General features: G+C 73.9%; 16 protein-coding genes and 1 pseudogene. 10 read left to right on the top strand and 7 right to left on the bottom strand.

Features of this window, described 5'->3' with window-relative positions; translation table 11 throughout:
* The first annotated feature begins 90 nt into the window (after positions 1 to 90).
* From hisC to GTY84_RS27270, 6 genes and pseudogenes are all read left to right on the top strand, one after another.
* Positions 91 to 1,170: a histidinol-phosphate transaminase gene (gene hisC / locus GTY84_RS27295; protein ID WP_161229066.1), complete on the top strand. Its 1,080-nt coding sequence runs from the start codon at positions 91 to 93 to the stop codon at positions 1,168 to 1,170.
* Positions 1,171 to 1,690: 520 nt separating this feature from the next.
* A complete protein-coding gene (locus GTY84_RS27290) occupies positions 1,691 to 3,196 on the top strand; it encodes a cytochrome ubiquinol oxidase subunit I (RefSeq protein WP_161229065.1) in 1,506 nt (501 codons plus the stop codon).
* Between the two features lie 20 nt (positions 3,197 to 3,216).
* The gene (gene cydB / locus GTY84_RS27285) at positions 3,217 to 4,221 is read left to right on the top strand and encodes a cytochrome d ubiquinol oxidase subunit II (protein ID WP_161229064.1); all 1,005 of its coding nucleotides are present in this window, start codon (positions 3,217 to 3,219) and stop codon (positions 4,219 to 4,221) included.
* 13 nt (positions 4,222 to 4,234) lie between these two features.
* Complete coding sequence (gene cydD / locus GTY84_RS27280; protein WP_161229063.1) at positions 4,235 to 7,801, top strand: thiol reductant ABC exporter subunit CydD; 3,567 nt, start codon at positions 4,235 to 4,237, stop codon at positions 7,799 to 7,801.
* 487 nt (positions 7,802 to 8,288) lie between these two features.
* Positions 8,289 to 9,213 (top strand): annotated as a pseudogene (locus GTY84_RS27275) (histidine kinase); the annotation flags it as partial.
* Between the two features lie 247 nt (positions 9,214 to 9,460).
* Positions 9,461 to 10,516 carry a M23 family metallopeptidase gene (locus tag GTY84_RS27270; protein ID WP_161229062.1) on the top strand — a complete coding sequence of 352 codons (1,056 nt, stop codon included), beginning with the start codon at positions 9,461 to 9,463 and terminating at the stop codon, positions 10,514 to 10,516.
* Between the two features lie 143 nt (positions 10,517 to 10,659).
* Here GTY84_RS27270 and GTY84_RS27265 read toward each other — a convergent pair whose 3' ends face one another.
* The 3 genes from GTY84_RS27265 to GTY84_RS27255 all read right to left on the bottom strand — a co-directional run bounded on the left by GTY84_RS27265 (position 10,660) and on the right by GTY84_RS27255 (position 14,650).
* Entirely contained in the window at positions 10,660 to 11,547 is an 888-nt protein-coding gene (locus GTY84_RS27265; protein WP_202551883.1) for a Cof-type HAD-IIB family hydrolase, read from the bottom strand.
* Between the two features lie 73 nt (positions 11,548 to 11,620).
* Positions 11,621 to 12,517 carry an LLM class flavin-dependent oxidoreductase gene (locus GTY84_RS27260; protein WP_161229060.1) on the bottom strand — a complete coding sequence of 299 codons (897 nt, stop codon included), beginning with the start codon at positions 12,515 to 12,517 and terminating at the stop codon, positions 11,621 to 11,623.
* Between the two features lie 375 nt (positions 12,518 to 12,892).
* Positions 12,893 to 14,650, bottom strand: a complete 1,758-nt coding sequence (locus GTY84_RS27255) for an SDR family oxidoreductase (RefSeq protein WP_161229059.1) — start codon at positions 14,648 to 14,650, stop codon at positions 12,893 to 12,895.
* 396 nt (positions 14,651 to 15,046) lie between these two features.
* Between GTY84_RS27255 and GTY84_RS27250 the strand changes: the two genes are divergently transcribed.
* The 4 genes from GTY84_RS27250 to GTY84_RS27235 are packed head-to-tail and all read left to right on the top strand — an operon-like array spanning position 15,047 to position 18,554.
* A complete protein-coding gene (locus GTY84_RS27250; RefSeq protein ID WP_161229128.1) occupies positions 15,047 to 16,009 on the top strand; it encodes an ABC transporter ATP-binding protein in 963 nt (320 codons plus the stop codon).
* Entirely contained in the window at positions 15,999 to 16,916 is a 918-nt protein-coding gene (locus GTY84_RS27245) for an ABC transporter permease (RefSeq protein ID WP_161229058.1), read from the top strand. Before GTY84_RS27250 ends, GTY84_RS27245 begins: the two co-directional genes overlap by 11 nt.
* Positions 16,913 to 17,824: an ABC transporter ATP-binding protein gene (locus tag GTY84_RS27240; protein ID WP_161229057.1), complete on the top strand. Its 912-nt coding sequence runs from the start codon at positions 16,913 to 16,915 to the stop codon at positions 17,822 to 17,824. The genes GTY84_RS27245 and GTY84_RS27240 overlap by 4 nt, the downstream gene beginning before the upstream one ends.
* Before the next feature lie 10 nt (positions 17,825 to 17,834).
* Positions 17,835 to 18,554, top strand: coding sequence for an ABC transporter permease (locus tag GTY84_RS27235; protein ID WP_161229056.1), 720 nt, complete (start codon positions 17,835 to 17,837; stop codon positions 18,552 to 18,554).
* A gap of 483 nt (positions 18,555 to 19,037) precedes the next feature.
* Here the strand turns inward: GTY84_RS27235 and GTY84_RS27230 are convergent, their stop codons facing one another.
* The 4 genes from GTY84_RS27230 to efeB all read right to left on the bottom strand — a co-directional run bounded on the left by GTY84_RS27230 (position 19,038) and on the right by efeB (position 24,215).
* Positions 19,038 to 19,880: an HAD-IIB family hydrolase gene (locus GTY84_RS27230; RefSeq protein ID WP_161229055.1), complete on the bottom strand. Its 843-nt coding sequence runs from the start codon at positions 19,878 to 19,880 to the stop codon at positions 19,038 to 19,040.
* Positions 19,877 to 21,154 (bottom strand): serine--tRNA ligase, encoded by a 1,278-nt coding sequence (serS, locus tag GTY84_RS27225; protein WP_161229054.1) that lies wholly within the window; start codon positions 21,152 to 21,154, stop codon positions 19,877 to 19,879. Before serS ends, GTY84_RS27230 begins: the two co-directional genes overlap by 4 nt.
* 669 nt (positions 21,155 to 21,823) lie before the next feature.
* Positions 21,824 to 22,756, bottom strand: coding sequence for a prephenate dehydratase (gene pheA, locus GTY84_RS27220; protein ID WP_161229053.1), 933 nt, complete (start codon positions 22,754 to 22,756; stop codon positions 21,824 to 21,826).
* A gap of 124 nt (positions 22,757 to 22,880) precedes the next feature.
* Entirely contained in the window at positions 22,881 to 24,215 is a 1,335-nt protein-coding gene (efeB, locus tag GTY84_RS27215; protein WP_161229052.1) for an iron uptake transporter deferrochelatase/peroxidase subunit, read from the bottom strand.

Genomic DNA, 24,215 nt, shown 5'->3' with positions numbered 1-24,215 from the left:
CTCCCCGCTCCGCGGCCCTACGCAGCGGCGCCGAATCCTCATAAGGTGAGCAGTATTCGATGCCGGTGGTGGTTCATGAGGAGGACTGCGGTGAGCGAGACGAGCCCCAAGCTGCGTGCCGAGCTGGAAGGCGTTCCCACCTACAAGCCGGGCAAGCCCGCCGCGGCCGGCGGGCCGGTGGCCTACAAGCTGTCCTCCAACGAGAACCCCTACCCGCCGCTCCCCGGCGTGATGGAGAAGGTGACGGCGGCTGCCTCGGCCTTCAACCGCTACCCGGACATGGCCTGTACGGGGCTGATGAACGAGCTGGCGGAACGGTTCGGCGTCCCCGTCTCCCATCTGGCCACCGGCACCGGCTCGGTCGGCGTGGCCCAGCAGCTCATCCAGGCCACCGCCGGACCCGGCGACGAGGTGATCTACGCCTGGCGGTCCTTCGAGGCGTACCCGATCATCACCCGGATCAGCGGCGCGACCTCGGTCCAGGTGCCGCTGACGCCGGACGACGTGCACGACCTGGACGCGATGGCGGCGGCGATCACCGAGCGCACCCGCCTGATCTTCGTCTGCAACCCCAACAACCCGACCGGAACGGTCGTGCGGCGGGCCGAGCTGGAGCGGTTCCTCGACCGGGTGCCGGCCGATGTGCTCGTGGTCCTGGACGAGGCCTACCGGGAGTTCATCCGCGATCCCGAGGTGCCGGACGGCGTGGAGCTCTACCGCGACCGCCCCAACGTCTGCGTGCTGCGCACCTTCTCCAAGGCGTACGGGCTCGCCGGGCTGCGGGTCGGATTCGCGATCGCGCACGAGCCGGTGGCGGCGGCGCTGCGCAAGACGGCGGTTCCCTTCGGTGTGAGCCACATCGCCCAGGAGGCGGCGATCGCCTCGCTGCGCGCCGAGGACGAGCTGATCGGCCGGGTCGGCACGCTGGTGGGCGAGCGCGCCCGGGTGGCCGACGCGCTGCGTGCGCAGGGCTGGACCGTGCCGGAGACCCAGGCGAACTTCGTGTGGCTGCGGCTGGGCGAGCGCTCGGTCGCCTTCGCGGAGGCGTGCGAGCGGGCCGGGGTCGTCGTGCGGCCGTTCGCGGGCGAGGGCGTGCGGGTGACCATCGGGGAGACCGAGGCCAACGACATCTTCCTCAAGGCGACGGCGGAGTTCCCCCAGGAGGCGTGACCCCGGCGCGACCGGACCGGGCAGGATCGGATCGGACCGGACGGGTCGGGATCGGGTCGGACGGGACGGGATCGGATCGGGCCCGGGGTCGTGGCGTCGGCCACGGCCCCGGGCTTCGTCGTGTCCGGATTCCGCCGTGCGGTGAGGTCCGTCACGTCCACGCGGGTCCGCCGACGGGACGGTCCTCCGCCCGCGACCATCCGCCGGGCCCGGACAGGACCTGCGGCGAGGTTTCTCCGGCTGCCTTCGGGGGTGCCCGCGCCGCGCCCGCGAGGGTGCTTCTTCCCGTCGCGCGGGGTCGGGCGGGGCGTGCGGCGCCGGTCGCGGAGGACGCGGTGGATCTCCCCGCGCGAAGGGGTTGACGTCACAGGGGACCCCCCTGTCGGTGGCGAAAAGCAGTAGGTCATAATTGCTTGTGAATGTGAACGCGTTCACAAGCGCGTCGTGTTTGCTCAGGAATGGGTAGGGACGTACACGCGTAGAACTGCCGCGACCACGGCGATGTAAGGAGACCGACGACGTGGACATGGCCTTGGCACCAGAGACGCTGGCTCGATGGCAGTTCGGCATCACCACCGTCTACCACTTCCTCTTCGTCCCGCTGACGATCTCGCTGTCGGCCCTCACGGCCGGCCTCCAGACCGCCTGGGTCCGCACTGGCAAGGAGAAGTACCTCAGGGCCACCAAGTTCTGGGGGAAGCTCTTCCTGATCAACATTGCCATGGGTGTCGTCACCGGCATCGTGCAGGAGTTCCAGTTCGGCATGAACTGGTCCGACTACTCCCGCTTCGTCGGTGACATCTTCGGCGCGCCGCTCGCCTTCGAGGCGCTGCTCGCCTTCTTCTTCGAGTCGACCTTCATCGGCCTGTGGATCTTCGGCTGGGACAAGCTGCCGAAGAGGATCCATCTCGCCTGCATCTGGATCGTCTCGGTCGGCACCCTGCTGTCGGCGTACTTCATCCTCGCGGCCAACTCCTGGATGCAGCACCCGGTCGGCTACCGCATCAACGCGGAGAAGGGCCGTGCCGAACTCACCGACTTCTGGCTGGTCCTCACCCAGAACACCACGCTCAACCAGGTCTTCCACAGCTTCTCGGCAGCCTTCCTGACGGGTGGTGCCTTCATGGTGGGCATCGCCGCCTTCCACCTGATGCGCAAGAAGCACATCCCGGTGATGCGCACCTCCCTCCGGCTCGGCCTGGTCACGCTCGCCGTCGGCGGTCTGCTGACCGCGGTCAGCGGCGACACCCTCGGCAAGGTCATGTACGAGCAGCAGCCCATGAAGATGGCCGCCGCCGAGGCCCTCTGGGACGGCGAGAAGCCGGCGCCCTTCTCCGTCTTCGCCTACGGGGACGTCGACAAGGGGCACAACGAGGTCGCCCTGGAGATCCCGGGACTGCTGTCCTTCCTCGCCCACAGCGACTTCTCCTCCTACGTGCCCGGCATCAACGACACCAACAAGGCGCTTCAGGAGAAGTACGGCCCCGGCGACTACAAGCCCATCATTCCCGTCGCCTACTGGGGCTTCCGCTGGATGATCGGCTTCGGCATGGCGTCCTTCTCGATCGGACTGCTGGGCCTGTGGCTCACCCGGAAGCGGTTCCTGCTGCCGCCCGCCCAGCGCACCGGCGAGGACGAGGTCCCGCACCTGGTGCTCTTCAAGAAGCCGCTCGGGTCGAGGCTCACCCGCCTGTACTGGCTGCTCGCGGTCTGGACGATCGCCTTCCCGCTGATCGCCAACTCCTGGGGCTGGATCTTCACCGAGATGGGCCGGCAGCCCTGGGTCGTCTTCGGGGTGATGCAGACCAAGGACGCGGTCTCCCCCGGTGTCTCGCAGGCCGAGGTCATCGCCTCGATGTCCGCCTTCACCCTGCTGTACGCCGTCCTTGCCGTCATCGAGGTCAAGCTCCTCGTCAAGTACGTCAAGGCGGGCCCGCCCGAACTGACCGAGGCCGACCTCAACCCGCCCACGAAGATCGGCGGCGACTCCCGTGACGCCGACAAGCCGATGGCCTTCTCGTACTAGGCCGAGGGAGCTGCACAGTCATGGAACTGCACGACGTCTGGTTCGTCCTGATCGCCGTCCTGTGGATCGGCTACTTCTTCCTGGAGGGCTTCGACTTCGGGGTCGGTGTGCTCACCCGGCTGCTCGCCCGGGACCGGGCCGAGAAGCGGGTGCTGATCAACACCATCGGCCCCGTGTGGGACGGCAACGAGGTGTGGCTGCTCACGGCGGGCGGCGCGACCTTCGCCGCCTTCCCCGAGTGGTACGCCACGCTCTTCTCCGGCTTCTACCTGCCCCTGCTGGTCATCCTGCTCTGTCTGATCGTCCGCGGCGTCGCCTTCGAGTACCGGGCGAAGCGGCCCGAGGAGCGCTGGCAGCGCAACTGGGAGAGCGCGATCTTCTGGACCTCCCTGATCCCGGCCTTCCTCTGGGGCGTCGCCTTCGGCAACATCGTGCGCGGGGTGAAGATCGACCGCGATCTGGAGTACGTCGGCGACGTCTGGGACCTGCTGAACCCGTACGCCCTGCTCGGCGGCCTGGTCACGCTGACGCTGTTCACCTTCCACGGAACGGTGTTCACCGCGCTCAAGACCGTCGGCGACATCCGGGAGCGGGCGCGGACGCTGGCCCAGCGCACGGGACTGGTCACGGCCGTCCTGGCCCTGGTCTTCCTGATCTGGACCCAGGCCGACAACGGCAACGCCAAGAGCCTGGTCGCGATGGTCGTGGCCGTAATCGCCCTGGTCGCCGCCCTGGTGGCGAACCGGGCCGGGCGCGAGGGATGGTCCTTCGCCCTCTCCGGCATCACCATCGTGGCCGCCGTGACGATGCTCTTCCTGTCGCTCTTCCCGAACGTCATGCCGTCGACGCTGGACCCGGCCTGGAGCCTCACGGTCACCAACGCCTCGTCCAGTCCGTACACGCTGAAGATCATGACGTGGCTGGCCGTGATCGCCACGCCGGTCGTCCTGCTCTACCAGGGGTGGACCTACTGGGTGTTCCGCAAGCGGATCGGCACCCAGCACCTCGCGGAACCCGCACACTGAGGGCCTGTTTCACGTGAAACCGATCGATCCCCGTCTGCTGCGCCACGCCCGTGCCACCCGGCTGTTCCTGGTGGCGATCGTCGCCCTGGGCGCGGTCGGGGCCGGGCTGGTCGTCGCCCAGGCGATGCTCATCGCCGAGGTGGTGGTGGGTGCCTTCCAGCACGGCACCACCACCGGCGGCCTCCGCACCCCGTTGCTGCTGCTGGTGGCCGTCGCCTGCGGCCGGGGACTGGTCGGCTGGCTCACCGAGCTGGCCGCCCACCGGGCGAGCGCGGCCGTGAAGTCGGAGCTGCGCGGCCGTCTGCTGGAACGGGCGACCGCGCTCGGCCCCGGCTGGCTGAGCGGCCGGCGGACCGGTTCACTGGTCGCCCTGGCCACCCGGGGCATCGACGCCCTCGACGACTACTTCTCCCGCTATCTGCCCCAACTGGGGCTCGCGGTGGTCGTCCCGGTGGCGGTGCTGTCCCGGATCGTCACCGAGGACTGGGTCTCCGCCGCGATCATCGTCGCCACCCTGCCGCTCATCCCGGTCTTCATGATGCTGATCGGCTGGGCCACCCAGTCCCACATGGACCGGCAGTGGCGACTGCTCTCCCGGCTGTCGGGGCACTTCCTGGACGTCGTCGCCGGGCTGCCGACGCTGAAGGTGTTCGGCCGGGCCAAGGCGCAGGCCGAGTCAATCAAGCGCATCACCGGCGAGTACCGCAGGGCGACCATGCGGACCCTCCGGATCGCCTTCCTCTCCTCCTTCGCCCTCGAACTGCTCGCCACGCTCTCCGTGGCCCTGGTCGCCGTCACCATCGGCATGCGCCTGGTCCACGGCGACATGGACCTGTACGACGGGCTGGTCGTGCTGGTGCTGGCCCCCGAGGCCTATCTGCCGCTGCGCCAGGTGGGCGCCCAGTACCACGCGGCGGCCGAGGGGCTGGCCGCCGCCGAGGAGATCTTCGAAGTCCTGGAGACGCCCGCGCCCGAGCCCGGCACCCGCCCGGTACCGGCGCACGGCGCCCTGTCCGTCGAGGGGCTGACGGTCCGCTACCCCGGCCGCACCACGGACGCCGTGACGGAGCTGAGCCTGACCGTCGCCCCCGGGGAGACGGTCGCCCTGGTCGGGCCCAGCGGCGCGGGCAAGTCGACCCTCCTCGCCGCCCTGCTGGGCTTCGTCCGCCCCACGGCCGGGCGGGTCCGCGTCGGCGGCACCGATCTCGCCGACCTCGACCCCGAGCAGTGGCACGCCCGGATCGCCTGGGTACCGCAGCGCCCGCATCTGTACGCCGGGACCATCGCCGAGAACGTCCGGCTGGCCCGGCCGGACGCGGACGACACCGCCGTACGGAGGGCGCTGAGGGACGCCGGTGCGCTCGGGTTCGTGGATGCCCTGCCCGACGGCGCGGCCACGATGCTGGGAGAGGACGGCGCCGGACTGTCGGCCGGACAGCGGCAGCGGCTGGCGCTCGCCCGGGCCTTCCTCGCGGACCGGCCGGTCCTTCTGCTGGACGAGCCGACCGCCGCCCTGGACGGCGCCACCGAGGCGGAGGTCGTGGCCGCCGTGCGCAGGCTGGCCGCGGGGCGGACGGTGCTGCTCGTGGTGCACCGCCCGGCGCTGCTGGAGGTGGCCGACCGGGTGGTCCGGCTGGAGACCCCGGCTCCGGCCCCGACCCTGGCCCCGGCACCGCGCACCGCCGCACCGGAACCGGCGGCCCCGCCCGCCGCCGGAGCGCCGCGGGTGCCATCCGCCGACTCCGTTCCGGGCGATGCCCCCGTCGCCCAGGCCGCCCAGGTCGCCCAGGGCGTCCCGTCGGCCCCGGAGCCCAACGGTACGGCCCGGGCCGGGACGCTGGCCCGGGTACGGGCGATGTCCGGTGCCCGGCGCGGACGGCTCGTCCTCGCCCTGCTGCTCGGCAGCCTCGCCCTCGGCAGCGCCGTCGGGCTGATGGCCACGTCGGGCTGGCTGATCTCGCGGGCCTCCGAGCAGCCGCCGGTGCTGTACCTGATGGTGGCCGTGACCGCGACCCGGGCCTTCGGCATCGGGCGCTCCGTGTTCCGCTACGCCGAGCGGCTCGTCTCGCACGACGCCGTGCTGCGGATGCTGGCCGACACCCGCGTCGCCGTCCACCGGCGGCTGGAGCGGCTGGCCCCCGCCGGGCTGCGCCGCAGCCGCCGGGGCGATCTGCTCTCCCGGCTGGTCACCGACGTGGACGCCCTCCAGGACTACTGGCTGCGCTGGCTGCTCCCGGCCGGGGCCGCGGTGGCCGTCTCGGCGATGACGGTCGGCTTCACGGCCTGGCTGCTCCCGGCGGCCGGTGCCGTGCTCGCGGCCGGGCTGCTGGCCGCCGGGGCCGGTGTGCCGCTGGTGACCGCCGCCGTGGCCCGGCGGGCCGAGCGCAGGCTGGCCCCCGCCCGGGGCGTGCTCGCCACCCGGGTGACCGATCTGCTCACCGGCACCGCCGAACTGACCGTCGCCGGGGCCCTGCCGGCCCGGTCGGCCGAGGCCCGGCGCGCCGACGGCACCCTCACCCGGATCGCCTCGCGCACCGCCACCGCCACCGCCCTGGGCGACGGACTCACCGCGCTGGTCTCCGGACTGACCGTCGCGGGCGCGGCGCTCGTCGGGGCGGCGGCGGTCGCCGAGGGGCGGCTCGCCGGGGTGGCCCTGGCCGTCGTGATCCTCACCCCGCTGGCCGCCTTCGAGGCCGTCCTCGGCCTGCCGCTGGCGGTGCAGTACCGGCAGCGGGTGCGCAGGAGCGCCGAGCGCGTCCACGAGGTCCTGGACGCGCCCGAACCGGTGGCGGAGCCCGCCCGGCCGCGGCAGGCGCCCGCCTCCCCGTTCCCGCTCGTCGTCGAGGGGCTGACCGCGCGCCACCCCGGGCAGGACCGGGACGCGCTGGCGGGACTCGGGCTGACCCTGGCCGAGGGCCGCCGCGTCGCCGTGGTCGGGCCGTCAGGATCGGGGAAGACCACCCTGGCCCAGGTCATGCTCCGGTTCCTGGACCCGGACGCCGGTTCCTACACCCTGGCCGGGGTGGACGCCCGTGCTCTGGCCGGGGACGACGTACGGCGGATGGTCGGGTTGTGCGCCCAGGACGCGCACCTCTTCGACAGCTCGGTGCGCGAGAACCTGCTGCTGGCCCGGAAGGACGCCACCGAGGCGGACCTGCGCGACGTGCTGGCCCGCGTCCGGCTGCTGGAGTGGGCCGACGGACTGCCCGACGGCCTCGACACCCTGGTCGGGGAGCACGGCGCCCGGCTCTCGGGGGGCCAGCGGCAGCGGTTGGCGCTGGCCCGGGCACTGCTGGCGGACTTCCCCGTCCTCGTCCTCGACGAACCCGCCGAGCACCTGGACCTGCCGACCGCCGACGCGCTCACCGCCGATCTGCTGGCCGCCACGGAGGGCCGCACGACGCTGCTGATCACCCACCGGCTGGCGGGTCTGCACGCCGTCGACGAGGTGGTCGTCCTGGAGGGCGGCCGGGTGGCGCAGCGCGGGACGTACGCGGAACTCGCCGCCGAGGAGGGACCGCTGCGGACGATGCTGGAGCGGGAGACGGCGGTGGAGCGACTGGTGGGCGCGGCACGGTGACCGGGGGTCCCGGTCCCCGGGGCGCCCGGACGCGTTCCCCGCAGGCCGGGGCGGCCCGGTGGGCGGCGGCCCGAGGCACCGTGGTCCCGCGGTGGCGGGCCTGATGACCGGGCCCTCCGGGAACGGGGAGTCCCGGGAGTCCCCTGATCACCGGGGTCTTCCGGGGGCGAGGGTTCCCCGGTGACCGGCGTCGGCGGCGTCGGACGCTGACAGGTGGTCAGCGGCGGCAGACGGCCGGGGGCGAACGGTGGTGACCGCGCGGGACGCGATCAGTGCCCGGCCGGACCGGTCGTAGGCGCTGTACGGGTCCCGCGCACCCGTGCGGCCGGGGGGGACTGCCCGGCCGGGCGGGGACGTCGGCCGGGTGAAGGCGTCGGCACGGGGGAGCACGGGTCAGGGCATCCGTCCGGCCGCCCCACCCAGCGCTCCGCCCGCCGGGCCGGTGCTCCCCGTCCTCGCCGGGCGGCGCACCGCCGGGGCCGCCGTCCTGGGCAGGGTCATCCCGCCGGAGAGCGGCATCGTGGCCGAACTGACGGCCGGACGGGCCGTGTTCGTGGACGACGCCGCCACCGATCCGCGTCTGCGGGACGGGCCGGTGCGCGCCTACGGGCCGATCCTGCCTCTGCCTCTGCCCCTGCCCCTGCGGCAGCGAGGGGCGGGTCCTCGGCGGCCTCGTCATGTCCCGGCCCGGGGCGGGCGCCCCTTCACCCCGGAGGAGTGGGCCCCCGGCGCCCGGTTCGCGGCGCAGGCCGCCCCGGCGCCGGTCGTGGCCGAGGCCCGGCGGCACCGGGAGCGGCCGGCGGTCTACGAGGAGCGCGACCGCATCGCGCGCGATCTGCACGGCCTCGTCGTCCGGCGGCTGTTCGCCACCGGGGAGCTGCTGGAGGGCGCGCGGCGCGCCGCCTCCGTCCCCGACGTCCGCGACGGTGTCGGCCGGGCCGTGGACGAACTGGAGACCACCGTCCAGGAGATCCGCTCGGCGGTCTTCGCCCTGGGCCGTCCCGCTGAGGCCCCGGCCCCCTGACCGGGTGTGTGCTGCGCGAGATCGCCCCGGCCGCCGTACCGCTCGGCTTCGCCCCCGCGCACCGCCTCACCGGGCCGGTCGACACGGCCGTGGGCGATCCGGCGGGGAAGAACCTCATCGCCGCCCTGCGCGAGGCGCTGTCCAACGCCTTCCGGCACGCCCGCGCCACCCGGATCGAGGTCGCAGTCGACGCGGCGGTGGCCCTGCCGGACGGGACGCCCGCGGTGCGGCTGATGGTCGCGGACGTTGGCGTTCCCGAGGGCGGCCGGCGCGGCGGACTGCGCAATCTGCGGCACGGGCCGAGGCGCTCGGCGGCACCCTGAGCATCGGCCCGGGTCTCGGGGCGGACGGAGGGGGGACCACGGTGCGCTGGGAGGCGCCGCACTGAGCACCCGGGCGGCCGTGGCCGGGGAGGCGGTCGCGCGCGGTCCGGGAGAGCCGCGCGCCCCGCCCGGGAGGCGAGCGCCCCGTTCCCGGCCGATGTGGTGCCCCCGCCGTGCCCGTCCCCCCGCACGGCGGCGCCGGCCCGGTTGACCCGTGTGCAGCAGTCCCGCTGGGCCGTGTGCAGCAATGGTTACCCCGCCCGTACGACGCGGGCGGGACCGGGCCCCCGTCCCCGGGACACCATCACTGACATGCGCTCACCTCGCCGACGTCCGCCGCTCGTTCCGGTGCTGCTGTGCGCGCTGGCGGTGCTCGCGGCCCGGCCCTCCGCCGGCTCGGACGGGGACCGGGGGGCCGGGGGTGCGCCCGGGGCCGCCGAGGTGGCGCGGCTGTACGAGGCGGCGGCCCGGACCACCCAGGAGTACGAGAAGGGCCGCCGGGAGGCCGAGACCCAGCGGGCGAAGGCCCAGGAGTACGAGGAGCGGCTGGACCGGGAGCGGCGGCGCAAGGCGGTCCTGCGCGAGGAGCTGGGCCGTCTCGCCCGCGCCCAGTACCGCACCGGCGGGGGGCTGACGCTCACCGCCCGGGTGATCCTCGCGCGCGATCCCGATCAGTTGATGCGCAGTCAGCGGGTCGTGGCCCGGGAGGGCCGGGCCGTCGACCGCGCGGTCACCCGGAGCCGCCGGGCCGAGGCGCGGCTGAGCGCCGACGAGGCCAGGGCCACGGCGGCGTGGAAGGCGCTGGAGCGGCGCAACGCCGGGCTGGTGAAGCTGAGGAAGGACATCGAGGCGAAGCTGGAGACGGCGCGGGCCCGCATGGAGAGCGAGGCCGAGGCCTCGGTCTCGGCGGGCTCATGCCCCGGCGCGGTGCGGCTGGACCAGCCGGACGGGGACCGGGGCGACGCCCCGTGGGTCGCCCCGGTGCGGAGCTACGACCTGTCGGCGTCCTTCGGCAGCGGCGGGACGCGGTGGGCCGACCGGCACACGGGGCAGGACTTCGCCGTGCCCACCGGCACCCCGGTGCGGTCGGTCGGCATGGGCCGGGTGGTGACGGTGACGTGCGGCGGGGCCTTCGGCATCCAGATCGTGCTCCAGCACCCGGAGGGCTACTACACGCAGTACGCGCATCTCTCCGCGGTCGCCGTCGACCAGGGCGACCGGGTCGAACCCGGGCAGTGGATCGGGCAGTCGGGCACCACCGGCAACTCCACGGGGCCGCACCTGCACTTCGAGGTGCGGGTGACGCCGCAGATGGGCTCCGCGCTCGATCCGGTGCCGTGGCTGGCCCGGCACGGGGTGACGGTGTGAGCGGCCCGGGTGTCCGGGGGCGCCCCGGCGGTCGCCCCGCCGTGGGCACCGTCGTCGGGCGGCGGCCGGGGCACCGTGCGGGGCGGGCCGTCACCGGGTGACGGCCGGGGAGTCCGCCGGGCGGTCCCGTCAGCGGGCGGCCGTCAGGGAGCCTCCGCCAGCAGGCGCTCGATCACGACCGCGACCCCGTCCTCGTTGTTGGCGACCGTGCGCCCCGAGGCGGCGGCGATCACGTCCGGGTGCGCGTTGCCCATGGCGTAGGACCGGCCCGCCCAGGTGAGCATCTCGATGTCGTTCGGCATGTCGCCGAAGGCGACGACCTCCTCGTGGGAGATGCCGCGCTCGGCACAGCACAGGGCGAGGGTGCTGGCCTTGGAGACCTCCGGGCCGCTCAGCTCCAGCAGGGCGCTGGGGCTGGACCGGGTGACGTTGGACCGGGCACCGACGGCGAGGCGGGCCAGGGTGAGGAAGGCGTCGGGGTCGAGCGTGGGGTGGAAGGCGAGGATCTTGAGGATCGGCTGGTCGCCGGCCGGGCCGTCCGGGGCGAGCAGCTCCTCGGCGGGAGCAACGCTGTCGGGGGTCTCCAGGTGCAGCCGGGGATACCCGGGCTCCTGGTGGAAGCCGTACGTCCGCTCCACCGCGCACAGGGTGCCGGGCGCCGCCTCGCGCAGCAGCCGCACCGCCTCCAGGGCGTTCCGCCGGGGCAGCTCGCGGACCTTAACGAAGCGGTGGGCGCCGGGGCCGCCGTGCAGGTCGACGACGGCGGCTCCGTTGCCGCAGATGGCCAGGCCGTGGCCGTCGACATGCTTGCTGACGACGTCCATCCAGCGGGCGGGGCGGCCGGTGACGAAGAAGACCTCGATGCCGGCCCGCTCGGCGGCCTCCAGCGCGGCGACGGTCCGCGGGGAGACCGAGCGGTCGTCGCGGAGGAGCGTGCCGTCGAGGTCGGTGGCGATCAGCCGCGGGCGCGTGGCGGCGGCCGGGGCTCCGGGGAGGCGGGTCGCTGAGGTCACCCCGCCATTGTCCCGCATATGCCCGTACTCGCGGTCCTCCGCGCGCATATGTGAGCGACGGCTCCCCGGCCCTGCCGCCGGCCGCGCCGGTTCAGCCCTCCAGTTGGGGCAGCGCCTCCAGGGCGACGCGCTCGAAGACCCTCTCGTCGGCGGCGAAGTCCGAGTCGGGGATCGGCCAGTGCACCACGATTTCGGTGAAGCCCAGCTCCCGGTGGCGCCCCGCGAAGTCGACGAACGCGTCCACGGACTCCAGCGGACGGCCCCGGTCCGGGGTGAATCCGGTGAGCAGGATCATGTCCAGCTCCCGCGGGTCCCGCCCGATCCCGGCGCAGGCGTCGGCCAGCCGCTCGGTCTGCCCGCGCAACGCCGCGACGGACTGCTCCGGGGTCCCCTCCTCGTACAGCGACGGGTCACCCGTGGTCACCCACGCCTGGCCGTGCCGCGCGGCGAGCCCCATGCCGCGCGGTCCGGTGGCGGCCACCGCGAAGGGGAGCCGGGGGCGCTGCACACAGCCGGGGATGTTGCGCGCCTCGTGCGCCGAGTAGAAGTCGCCCGTGCAGGAGACGGCGTCCTCGGTCAGCAGGCGGTCGAGCAGCCCGAGGAACTCCGCGAACCGGTCGGCCCGCTCACGCGGGGTCCAGGGCTCCTGCCCGAGCGCGGTGGCGTCGAAGCCGGTGCCGCCCGCTCCTATCCCGAGGGTGATGCGCCCGGCGGAGAGGTCGTCGAGGCTGATCATTTCCTTGGCGAGCGTCACGGGGTGCCGGAAGTTCGGCGAGGTCACCAGCGTGCCCAGGCGCAGCCGCTCGGTGACGGAGGCGGCGGCGGTCAGGGTGGGCAGGGCGCCGAACCAGGGGCCGTCCCGGAAGCTGCGCCAGGACAGGTGGTCGTAGGTGTAGGCGGCGTGGAAGCCGAGGTCTTCGGCCCGCCGCCAGCTGTGCTGACCCTCGCTCCATCGGTGGACGGGAAGGATTACCGTGCTCAGTCGCATGCCTGCGACCCTATGTGCCGGTGACTGTGGGCGACAGAGCGCCAGACTCCCGGTGGGGGCCCTGTCGGTCCGTGGTGCGCGTGTGCGCTCCGGAGCGGTACCGGCACCCTTCAGTTCGTCGTCACTTCCCATCCCCGTTGCCGGACCACGGTGAGCGCGGGATGGCGTCGGCGTCGGCGCGCGCCGCGGGCCGCCGCGCGTCCTGCTCAGACGCAGGCCCATGCGGAGACCGCGAGTGTCCGCAGGCGGCGTCTCCGTGTGTTTCACGTGAAACGCGGGGGCTGTCCTCCGGCGGAGGGGGCGGGCCGGACGGCGGGGTCGGGGCCCGCCGGTCGCCGGAGCGGGGCCATGGCGTCCGCCCCGGGACTGCGGCGCCTACAGCGGTGGCCGTACCCGTGCCAGTCGGCGCAGCGCGCCCGGCAGGAACCGGGACAGCAGATGCGCGCCCCGGGCCTCGGGGGTGACCGGGACCACGGCGCGATCGTGCGCCACGGCGTCCAGGATCGCGTCCGCGACCTTCTCCGGAGGGTAGTCGCGCATCCGGTAGAGCCGTGCGCCGCGCTCCTGGCGCCGCTTCTCCTCCTCCGCGTCGACCCCGGCGAACCGGGCGGTCGAGGCGATGTTGGTGTTGACGATGCCGGGGCAGACGGCGGTGACGCCGATGCCCCGGTCGGCCAGTTCGGCGCGCAGGCACTCGCTGAGCATCAGCACCGCCGCCTTGGAGGTGCTGTAGGCGGGCAGCACCCGCGACGGCTGGAAGGCGGCGGCCGACGCGGTGTTGACGATGTGCCCGCCCTGCCCGCGCTCGGCCATCTGCCGGCCGAAGAGGCGGCAGCCGTGGATGACGCCCCACAGATTGACGCCGAGGACCTGGTCCCAGTCCTCGGGGGTGGTGTCGAGGAAGGCGCCCGACAGGCCGATCCCGGCGTTGTTCACCAGGATGTCGACCACGCCGTGGTCGGCGGCGACCCTTGCCGCGAGCCGCTCCATGGCCCGCGCGTCGGACACGTCGACGGTCTCGGCCCAGGCCGCCGGGGCGCCCCCGCGACGGCACAGCTCCGCGGTGCGGGCGGCGGTGCCGGCGTCCCGGTCGACGGCGAGCACGCGCGCGCCGGAAGCGGCGAAGGCCAGCGCCGTCGCCCGGCCGATGCCGCTGCCCGCCCCGGTGACCAGGACCAGGCTCCCGGCGAACCGGTCGGCGTGCCTCCCCCGCGGCACCGCCCGCGGGCGGCCGTCCTCGACGGCGGTGACGAACTCCGTGATCCAGTCCGCCAGCCGGTCGGGACGAGTGCGTGGGACCCAGTGGCCGGCGGGCAGGGTGCGGCGGGTCAGCCGGGGCACCCAGCGCTCCAGCCCGTCGTGGAGCCGCTCCGAGAGGAAGGGGTCCCCGAGCGGGGTGATGAGCTGGACCGGGGCGTGCGCGTGGGCGTCGGGGCGGGGGCGGCGCAGCCGGGGGCGGACGTTGTCCCGGTAGAGCCAGGCCCCGTGCGCGGCGTCCGAGGGGAGGGACGCGGTCGGGTAGCCGCCGCCCGGCACCTTCTCGATCCGCCGAAGGATGTCCGGCCAGCGCCTGCCGAGGGGACCGCGCCAGGCCAGCTCCGGCAGGACCGGGGTGTGCAGCAGACAGATGTACCAGGACTTGGCGCCCTGCCCGAGGAGCTGGCCCACCCGGCGGGGCGTGGGCCGCTTCAGACGGCTGTTGATCCAGTGGCCGAAGTGGTCGAGGGAGGGGCCGGACAGGGAGGTGAAGGAGGCGATCCGCCCCTCGGTGCGCCGGACCGTGACGAACTCCCAGCACTGCACCGAGCCCCAGTCGTGGCCCACCAGGTGCACGGGGCGGCCGGGGCTGACCGCGTCGGCCACGGCCAGGAAGTCGTCCGTCAGCCTCTCCAGGGTGAACCCGCCGCGCAGCGGCACCGGGGCCGAGGAGCGGCCGTGCCCGCGCACGTCGTAGAGGACCACGTGGAACCGGTCGGCGAGGCGGGCGGCCACCTCGGACCAGACCTCCTTGCTGTCCGGGTAGCCGTGCACGAGGAGGACCGTCGGCCGGTCCGGATCTCCCAGCTCCACGACGCACAGGTCGATCCCGCCCGAGCGCACCCGCCGCTCCCGCGCACCCCGAAGCACCGTCATTCCTCCTCCGCCCCGCACCCCGTGAGGTGCCGCCCGCCGCCGGGCCGCCCGACGCGCCGAATCTCCCAGCCGCTGGACCGGCCGTCAATGACGGTCCAGTCGCCGCCGGCGGAGACCGTCGGCCGGGAACCCGCCCTGGCCGGCACCACCCTGGACCGTCGTCCCGTGGGACCGTCCCCGCCCCGGAGCGTTCCCGCCCCGGACCGTCCCCGCCCCGGGCCCCGGAGCGTTCCCGCCCCCGGACCGTCCCGTACGGCCGCCCCCGCCCCGAGCGCCCCGCCGTCGTCCTCAGGCACCGCATCCCCTACGGGAACGTACGACTCCAGGCGGATCCCAAGACGGCTCTCCGGACTGACGACCCGCGTGGCGGAGCTCACTACCGTCGGTGGGGTGACTGTGATCGCGACCGAAAGCCTGAGCAAGCGGTTCCCCCGGGTGACCGCGCTCGACCGGCTCTCCGTGGACGTCGGACCCGGTGTGACCGGACTCGTCGGCGCCAACGGTGCCGGCAAGTCCACCCTGATCAAGATCCTCCTGGGTCTGTCCCCCGCCACCGAGGGCCGGGCCGAAGTGCTCGGCCTCGACGTCGCCACCAAGGGCGCCGAGATCCGCGAGCTGGTCGGCTACATGCCGGAGCACGACTGCCTGCCGCCCGACGTATCGGCCACCGAGTTCGTCGTCCACATGGCGCGCATGTCCGGCCTGCCGCCCACCGCCGCCCGCGAGCGCACCGCCGACACCCTGCGCCACGTCGGCCTCCACGAGGAGCGCTACCGGCCCATCGGCGGCTACTCCACCGGTATGAAGCAGCGGGTGAAGCTCGCCCAGGCCCTGGTCCACGACCCCCGGCTGGTCTTCCTCGACGAGCCCACCAACGGGCTCGACCCGTCCGGCCGCGACGAGATGCTCGGCCTGATCCGGCGCATCCACACCGACTTCGGCATCTCGGTCCTGGTCACCTCCCACCTGCTGGGCGAACTGGAACGCACCTGCGACCACGTCGTCGTCGTGGACGGCGGCAAGCTGCTGCGCTCCAGCTCCACCCGGGACTTCACCCAGACCACCACCACCCTCGCCATCGAGGTCACCGACACCGACGAGCACCCCGACGGCACCCGCGCGGTGCGCGAGGCGCTCGGCGCGCGCGGGGTCGCCGTCCAGGACGGCAACGGACTGCCGGGCGCCGGACACGTCCTGCTGCTCACCGGTGCCGACGAGGGGACCCACGACCTGGTCCGGGACGTCATCGCGGACCTCGGCCTCGGCCTGGTCCGCATGGAACAGCGCAGGCACCACATCTCGGAGGTCTTCCGGGACGGCGACGCAGAACGGAAGGAGGCGGCCGGCCGTGGCGACTGAGCAGCCCGTGCGGACACCGGACACCCCCGTCGGTGACCAGACCCGCATCCACGACATCGGCTACCGCGGCTACGACGGCCCCCGCCTCGGCCGCGCCTACGCCCGCCGCTCGCTGTACTCGCAGTCCCTCCGCGGCGCCTACGGACTCGGCCGCTCGGTCAAGTCCAAGGTGCTGCCGATGCTGCTGCTGGTCGTCATGTGCCTGCCCGCGGGGATCATGGTCGCCGTCACCGTCGTCACCAAGTCCGGCGAACTGCCCCTGGAGTACACGCGCTACGCGATCGTCCTCCAGGCGGTCATCAGCCTCTACGCCGCCTCGCAGGCGCCCCAGGCGGTCTCCCGGGACCTCCGCTTCAAGACCGTGCCGCTCTACTTCTCGCGGCCCATCGAGACCGGCGACTACGTCCGCGCCAAGTACGCCGCGCTGGCCTCGGCCCTGTTCATCCTCACCGCCGCGCCGCTGATCGTGCTCTACGCGGGCGCCCTGCTCGCCGAACTCGACTTCGCCGACCAGACCGAGGGGTTCGCCCAGGGGCTCGCCTCGGTGGCCCTGCTCTCCCTGCTCTTCGCCGGGCTCGGCCTGGTGGTCGCCTCGGTCACGCCCCGGCGCGGCTTCGGCATCGCGGCCGTCATCGCCGTCCTCACCATCAGCTACGGCGCCGTCTCCACGCTCCAGGCCATCGCCCACGTCCAGGACAGCACCGGTGCCGTCGTCTGGATCGGCCTGTTCTCCCCGGTCACCCTCATCGGCGGCGTGCAGTCCGCGTTCCTCGGCGCCGCCTCCTCCTTCCCCGGCGGGGCGAGCCCGAGCGACGCCCAGGGCGTGGTCTACCTCCTCGTCACCCTGGGCCTGATCGCCGGCGCCCACGGCCTGCTGACGCGCCGCTACAAGAAGGTGGGACTGTGAGCACCCTCAGCATCGACCACGTCTCGCGCTGGTTCGGCAACGTGGTCGCCGTCAACGACGTGACCATGACGATCGGCCCCGGGGTCACCGGCCTGCTCGGCCCCAACGGCGCCGGGAAGTCCACCCTCATCAACATGATGGGCGGCTTCCTCGCCCCGTCCACCGGCACCGTCACCCTCGACGGGCGGCCGGTCTGGCGCAACGAGGCCATCTACCGGGACATCGGCATCGTCCCCGAGCGGGAGGCGATGTACGACTTCCTCACCGGCCGCGAGTTCGTCCTCGCCAACGCCGAGCTGCACGGACTGGGGGCGAGGGCCGCCCAGGAGGCGCTCGCCACGGTCGAGATGGAGTACGCCCAGGACCGCAGGATCGCCACCTACTCCAAGGGCATGCGGCAGCGCGTGAAGATGGCCTCCGCGCTGGTCCACCAGCCGTCCCTGCTCCTCCTCGACGAGCCGTTCAACGGCATGGACCCGCGCCAGCGCATGCAGCTCATGGACCTGCTGCGGCGCATGGGCGACGAGGGCCGCACGGTGCTGTTCTCCTCGCACATCCTGGAGGAGGTCGAGCAGCTCGCCCGGCACATCGAGGTCGTCGTCGCCGGACGCCACGCGGCCAGCGGCGACTTCCGCCGCATCCGCCGTCTGATGACCGACCGGCCGCACCGCTACCTGGTCCGCTCCAGCGACGACCGAGCCCTGGCCGCGATCCTGATCGCGGACCCGTCCACCTCCGGCATCGAGGTGGATCCGGCGGAGGGCGCGCTGCGCGTCCAGGCCGTCGACTTCGCCCGGTTCACGGCGCTGCTGCCGAGGGTCGCCCGCGACCACGGCATCCGGCTGCTCACGGTCTCGCCGTCCGACGAGTCGCTCGAGTCCGTCTTCTCGTACCTCGTCGCGGCGTAGGAGGCCCAGCATGTACGACCCCACAGTTGCCCGGCTCACCTACCGGGCCCTGCTCGGCCGCCGCCGGGCGCTCATCCTGGGGGCGCTGCCCCTGCTGCTGATCGTCATCGCCGTGGTGGTGCGCGCCCTCACCGGGGCCGACGACCAGACGGCGGCGGACGTCCTCGGCGGGTTCGCGCTCGCCACCATGGTGCCGATCATCGGCGTGATCGCCGGCACCGGGGCCATCGGCCCCGAGATCGACGACGGCTCGGTCGTGTACCTGCTGTCCAAGCCGGTCAAGCGGCCGACGATCATCTTCACCAAGCTGATCGTCGCCGTCGCGGTGACGATGGCCTTCTCCGCCGTGCCCACCCTGGTCGCCGGGCTGATCCTCAACGGCAACGGCCAGCAGGTCGCCGTCGCGTACACGGTCGCCGCGCTGGTCGCCTCCATCGCCTACGCCGCGCTGTTCCTGCTGCTGGGCACGGTCTCCCGGCACGCGGTGGTCTTCGGGCTGGTCTACGCCCTGGTCTGGGAGGCACTGTTCGGCTCCCTGGTGCCGGGCGCCCGGACCCTCAGCGTCCAGCAGTGGTCGCTGGCGGTCGCCCAGCGGACCGCCGACGGGCAGCTGGTCGTCTCCGACGTGGGGCTGCCCACGGCCACGGTGCTGCTGGTCGCGGTCACCGTGCTGGCCACCTGGTACGCCGGGCGCAAGCTGCGCACGCTGACCATCGCCGGAGAGGAGTGACGGCCCACCGGCGGGGGCGCGGGCCGCACGGGGCGGCGTCGCCGCCGGTGGCTTGCGTCCGCTCTTAATCGGTGGCGTCCGGCCGCCCGGCACCGGCATGGTGGTGGGGCACGAGGCCGGGCGGCGCCGGTGTCCGGGCGGCCACTTCGAGCACGCGGGACATCCCGCGTGGGCCGTCGCGGAGGGGATCTCCGGCGCCGTGCGGCTGTCCGTCCGCCGGACGCGCGGTTCCGTACGGGCGGTTCGGTACGCGCGGTGCGAGAAGCACGCGGGACGGAGCGGCCGCGCGGGGCGGACGGCTCGCCCGGGCTGTGGGGTCCGGGCCGGCACGTGGCTCCAGGGGACCGGCCGCAGGGGCCGGGCGACGCCGCGGTACGTACGCGGGGCCGCCGCCGGGTCGGGGTAGGGCCGGCCGTGGCCGTCGGGGCGCCGCGCCGCGCGGGCGGGCGGGCGCCGATCGCAGCCCGGAGGCGGGCGCCGCTCTCAGCCGAGCAGACGCTCCAGGACGACCGCGATGCCGTCCTCCTCGTTGGAGACGGTCACCTCGTCCGCGACCGCCTTCAGCTCCGCGTGGGCGTTGGCCATCGCCACGCCCCGGGCCGCCCAGCCGAACATCGGCACGTCGTTGGGCATGTCGCCGAAGGCGATGGTGTCCGCGGCCCGCAGCCCGAGCCGCCGGGCCGCCAGCGAGAGGCCGGTGGCCTTGCTCAGGCCCAGCGGCAGCAGCTCCACGATCCCGGGGCCCGCCATGGTGACGGTGACGAAGCCGCCCGCGACCCGCCGGGCCGTCCCGGCCAGCTCGTCGTCGGACAGGGCCGGGTGCTGGATGTAGATCTTGTTCAGCGGCGCGGCCCAGAGCTGGGACGCGTCGGTGAGCGGCACCGTCGGCACGTCGCCGACGACCTCGTAGCCCGGACCGGCCAGCACGTCGCCGTCCAGCCCGTCCCGGCTCGCCGCCAGCAGCAGCGGGCCGGTCTCGGCCTCGATCTTGGCCAGCGCCACCGCGGCGAGCTGCCGGTCCAGGGTGACCGAGGTCAGCAGCCGGTGCTCGCCCGCGTGGTAGACCTGCGCGCCCTGGCCGCAGACGGCCAGCCCCCGGTAGCCCAGGTCGTCGAGTATGTGCCGTGTCCAGGGCACCGAGCGTCCGGTGACCACGAGGTGGGCGGCGCCCGCCCCGGTGACCGCCGCCAGGGCGTCCCGGGTGCGCCGCGAGACGGAGTGGTCGCCGCGCAGCAGCGTCCCGTCGAGGTCCGTCGCGACCAGCGGGTACGGGAAGCCCCCGGGCGCGGTGGCGCCGGGGGCCCCGTCGGCGGTCGGCCGGCTCACTTGGCCACCGGTTCCAGGATCTCCCGGCCGCCCAGGTACGGGCGGAGCACCTCGGGCACGCGCACCGAGCCGTCGGCCCGCTGGTGGTTCTCCAGGAGGGCGACGATGGTGCGCGGGACGGCGCACAGGGTGCCGTTGAGCGTGGCCAGCGGGCGGACCTTCTTGCCCTCGCGGACGCGGATCGACAGCCGCCGGGACTGGAACTCGGTGCAGTCCGAGGTCGACGTCAGCTCGCGGTACTTGCCCTGGGTCGGGATCCACGCCTCGCAGTCGAACTTGCGCGAGGCGGATGAGCCCAGGTCGGCCGAGGCGACGTCGATGACGCGGAACGGCAGCTCCAGGGAGGTCAGCCACTGCTTCTCCCACTCCAGCAGGCGCTGGTGCTCGGCCTGCGAGTCCTCGGGGAGGACGTAGGAGAACATCTCGACCTTGTCGAACTGGTGCACCCGGAAGATGCCCCGGGTGTCCTTGCCGTGCGAGCCGGCCTCGCGGCGGAAGCACGGCGAGAACCCGGCGTAGCGCAGCGGCAGCCGCCCGGCGTCGAGGATCTCGTCCATGTGGTAGGCCGCCAGCGGCACCTCGGAGGTGCCGACGAGGTACAGGTCGTCCTTGTCGAGGTGGTACACGTCCTGGGCGGCCTGCCCGAGGAAGCCGGTGCCGGCCATGGACTGCGGACGCACCAGCGCCGGGGTGAGCATCGGGGTGAAGCCGGCCGCCGTGGCCTGCGCGATGGCCGCGTTGACCAGGGCCAGCTCCAGGAGAGCGCCGACGCCGGTGAGGAAGTAGAAGCGCGAGCCGGAGACCTTGGCGCCGCGCTCCACGTCGATGGCGCCGAGCAGGTGGCCCAGCTCCAGGTGGTCGCGGGGCTCGAAGCCCTCGGCGGCGAAGTCGCGGTGGGTGCCGTGCGTCTCCAGGGTGACGAAGTCCTCCTCGCCGCCGACGGGGACGTCGGGGTGGACGAGGTTGCCCAGCCGCTGGAGCAGCTCCTGGGTCTCGGCGTCGGCCGCGTCGCGGTCCGCGTCGGCGGCCCTGACCTCGGACTTGAGCTGCTCGGCCCGCTTGAGCAGCTCCGCCTTCTCGTCGCCGGACGCCCGGCCGATGAGCTTGCCGAGGCCCTTCTGCTCGGCCCGCAGCTCGTCGAAGCGCACGCCGGACGAACGGCGGCGCTCGTCGGCGGACAGGAGGGAGTCGACGAGGGCGACGTCCTCTCCACGGGCGCGCTGCGAGGCGCGCACTCGGTCGGGGTCCTCACGGAGCTGGCGAAGGTCGATCACACCTCAAGGCTACCGGTGCCCGGTGCCGGCCCACGACCCGCTTTCCGGGGAGGCTTCCGCGGCCGGGTTCCGGCCATCCGCCGACGGCCTCCGGGCCGCCTCCCGGACGTCTCCCGGACTTCGCCCGGGGCGGGCCGCCGCCGCTCCTCCGCACGTCAAGGAAATCCCGCGGCCTCACCGGAACGAGGCCGTCCGGCATGACCGATTGACCGGATCGCCTTGTGGGAGAAGGGAGTTGGCAGAGGGCTGTCCACAGAACCGGGCGGATGCGCAGAGTTATCCACAGCCTGTGTGGAACATCTGTGGATGCGGGGCACCCCTCTTCCGGGTCATGTCCCCAAACCGCCCGCCCCTTCTCTTTCGGGTGAAATCGGCACACTCGCCGTCACTCCGGAGGATGGAGGGCGAGGGGTGGGTGGACGAGGGGTGGCGGGAAGGTCCGAGTGGAGCAAGGGTGCGCGAAGGAGGATATGTCGACTGAATCGCCCTACGGTGTCGACTTGTCCCCAGGTCGAGATGGGCACCTGTGGATAACTTCTGTGGACAACGACTATCGACAGATATGGCCGGTTCGGCGGCCGTGCCCGCTCCCGTGAGCGGTGCCGACAGGGCCCCGGCGACCGGCGCGGCCGGGCCGTCCGCCGACGGGGCCGTTCCCGGGACCGGTGATCAGAACCGGCCGTCCTGGCACCGGGCCACCCAGTCCGCCGCCGCCGCGAACTCCTGGTCCGAGGTCCCCAGCCGCAGCTCCGGCGCGTTCGCCGGGTCGGCCTCCGCCCGCGGGTACGAGCCGAGGAAGCGCACCTGACGGCAGACCCTCTTCAGGCCCATCAGCGCCTCGGCCACCCTGCGGTCCGAGATGTGCCCCTCGGCGTCCACGCAGAAGCAGTAGTGCCCGATCCCCGCCCCGGTGGGCCGGGACTGCAGCAGCATGAGGTTGATGCCCCGGGTGGCGAACTCGCCCAGCAGATCGCGCAGCCCGCCGGGGTGGTCGTCGCGCTGCCAGAGGACCACGGACGTCTTGTCGGCGCCGGTCGGTGCGGCCGGCCGGGCCGGGCGGCCCACCAGCACGAACCGTGTCTGGGCGTTCTCCGCGTCGTGGATGTCGGACTCCAGGACCTCCAGCCCGTACCGTGCCGCGGCGAACTCACCGGCGAAGGCCGCGTCGTACCGGCCCTCCTGCACCAGCCGCGCGCCGTCCGCGTTGGACGCGGCCGACTCCCAGGCGACGTCGGGCAGGTGCGCCTTCATCCAGTTGCGGACCTGCGGCTGGGCCGCCGGGTGGGCGGTCACCGTCTTGATGTCCGAGAGGCGCGTACCGGGGCGGACCAGCAGCGCGAAGGTGATGGAGAGCAGCACCTCGCGGTAGATCATCAGGGGCTGCCCGGCGACCAGCTCGTCGAGGGTGGTGGTGATGCCGCCCTCGACGGAGTTCTCGATCGGTACGAACGCGGCCTCGGTCTCGCCGGTGCGCACCGCGTCGAGTGCGGACTGCACGGAGACGTACGGGACCAGCTCCCGGGTGGCCGTCTCCGGCAGGGTGCGCAGGGCCACTTCGGTGAAGGTGCCTTCGGGACCGAGATACGCGTAACTGGCTGGCATGGGCTCACCCTAATGCGCCCCGGGCGGCCCGGCGCACGCTTCCGTACCCCGTCACCCCCGGGCGCGGGCGGCCGGACCCGGGGCAGGGCGAGCCGCCGGGACGGTGCCATGACGGTGCCGGGGGTCAGCCCTCCAGCAGCGGCTGTCCCACGTACTCGCCCCGCCGCGCCCCGCCCGGCACGGCGAACAGGCCGCTGGACTCGTGCCGGAGGAACGGCGTCAGGGCGTCCCCCCGGTCGAGCTTCCGCTGCACCGGCACGAAGCCGCGCAGCGGATCGGCCTGCCAGCAGACGAAGAGGAGCCCCGCGTCCGGGGTGCCGTCGGGGTCGAAGCCGTCGTGGAAGGAGAACGGGCGGCGCAGCATGGTGGCGCCGCCGTTGCGGTCGGGCCGGGTGATCCGGGCGTGCGCGTTGATCGGCACGACGAGGTTCCCCTCCGGGTCCGTCTTCTCCAGATCCATCTCGGTGGTCTCGCCGCCCCCGGAGAGCGGCGCTCCGTCGGCCTTGCGGCGGCCGATGACATCCTCCTGGGCCTTGACGGAGAGCTGCTCCCAGTCGTCCAGGAGCATCCGGATGCGGCGCACGACCGCGTAGGAGCCGTTCGCCATCCAGCCGGGCTCCCTGTCGCCGGGGCGGCCGGGGACGAAGACCCGGCCGAGGTCGTCGCCGGTGGGGTTGCGGGTGCCGTCGACCTGGCCCATGAGGTTGCGCGTCGTCATGGGCCGGGTGGTGGCGCCCGGTGAGCGGTTGAAGCCGTTCATCTGCCAGCGCAGCCGGGCGGCCGACCCGGCGTCCCGCTGGATCGCGCGCAGGGCGTGGAAGGCCACCAGGGCGTCGTCGGCGCCGATCTGCACCCAGAGGTCGCCCTCGCTGCGGGCCCTGTCGAGATGGTCGGAGGAGAAGTCGGGCAGTGGTGCGAGAGCGTCCGGCCGCCGGGCCTCCAGCCCGGTGCGCCCGAAGAAGCTGTGCCCGAATCCGAAGGTCAGCGTCAGGGAGGACGGCCCGGCGTCCCGGGCCACATCCGTGTCGCCGGACCCTGCGGGCTCGCCCTCCATCAGCCGCCGCGCCGTGTCCGACCAGCGGCGCAGCAGCGCGGCGGCCTCCCGGCGGCCCGCGCCCGCCGCGAGGTCGAAGGCGACGAGATGGCCGCGGGCCTGCATCGGGGTGGTGATGCCGGGCTGATGTTTCCCGTGAAACACCGCCCGCCCCTCGCCCAGCGAGGCGAGCGGTACGGCCCCGGAGGGCGCGGCGGCGTACCCCACGGCACCGCCCGCCGCGCCGAGCACGAGCCCGCTCGCACCGGCGGTGCCGAGCAGCCGCCGCCGGGAGATTCCGACGCGGGGTGCGTCGGTGCCGGTGCCGGAGGCGGTGTCCGTGGAGTCGGTTCCGGGCCCGGTGCCGGTGGTGCCGGCGCGGTCGCCGGTGGTGCCGCGGGACGGGGGAGGGGACTGGTCAGCCAT

It is taken from the genome of Streptomyces sp. SID8352, from assembly GCF_009862265.1.
Classification (GTDB): domain Bacteria; phylum Actinomycetota; class Actinomycetes; order Streptomycetales; family Streptomycetaceae; genus Streptomyces.
The sequence above is the reverse complement of the archived record's forward strand: the minus strand, read 5'-3'. Positions and strand labels throughout refer to the sequence as shown.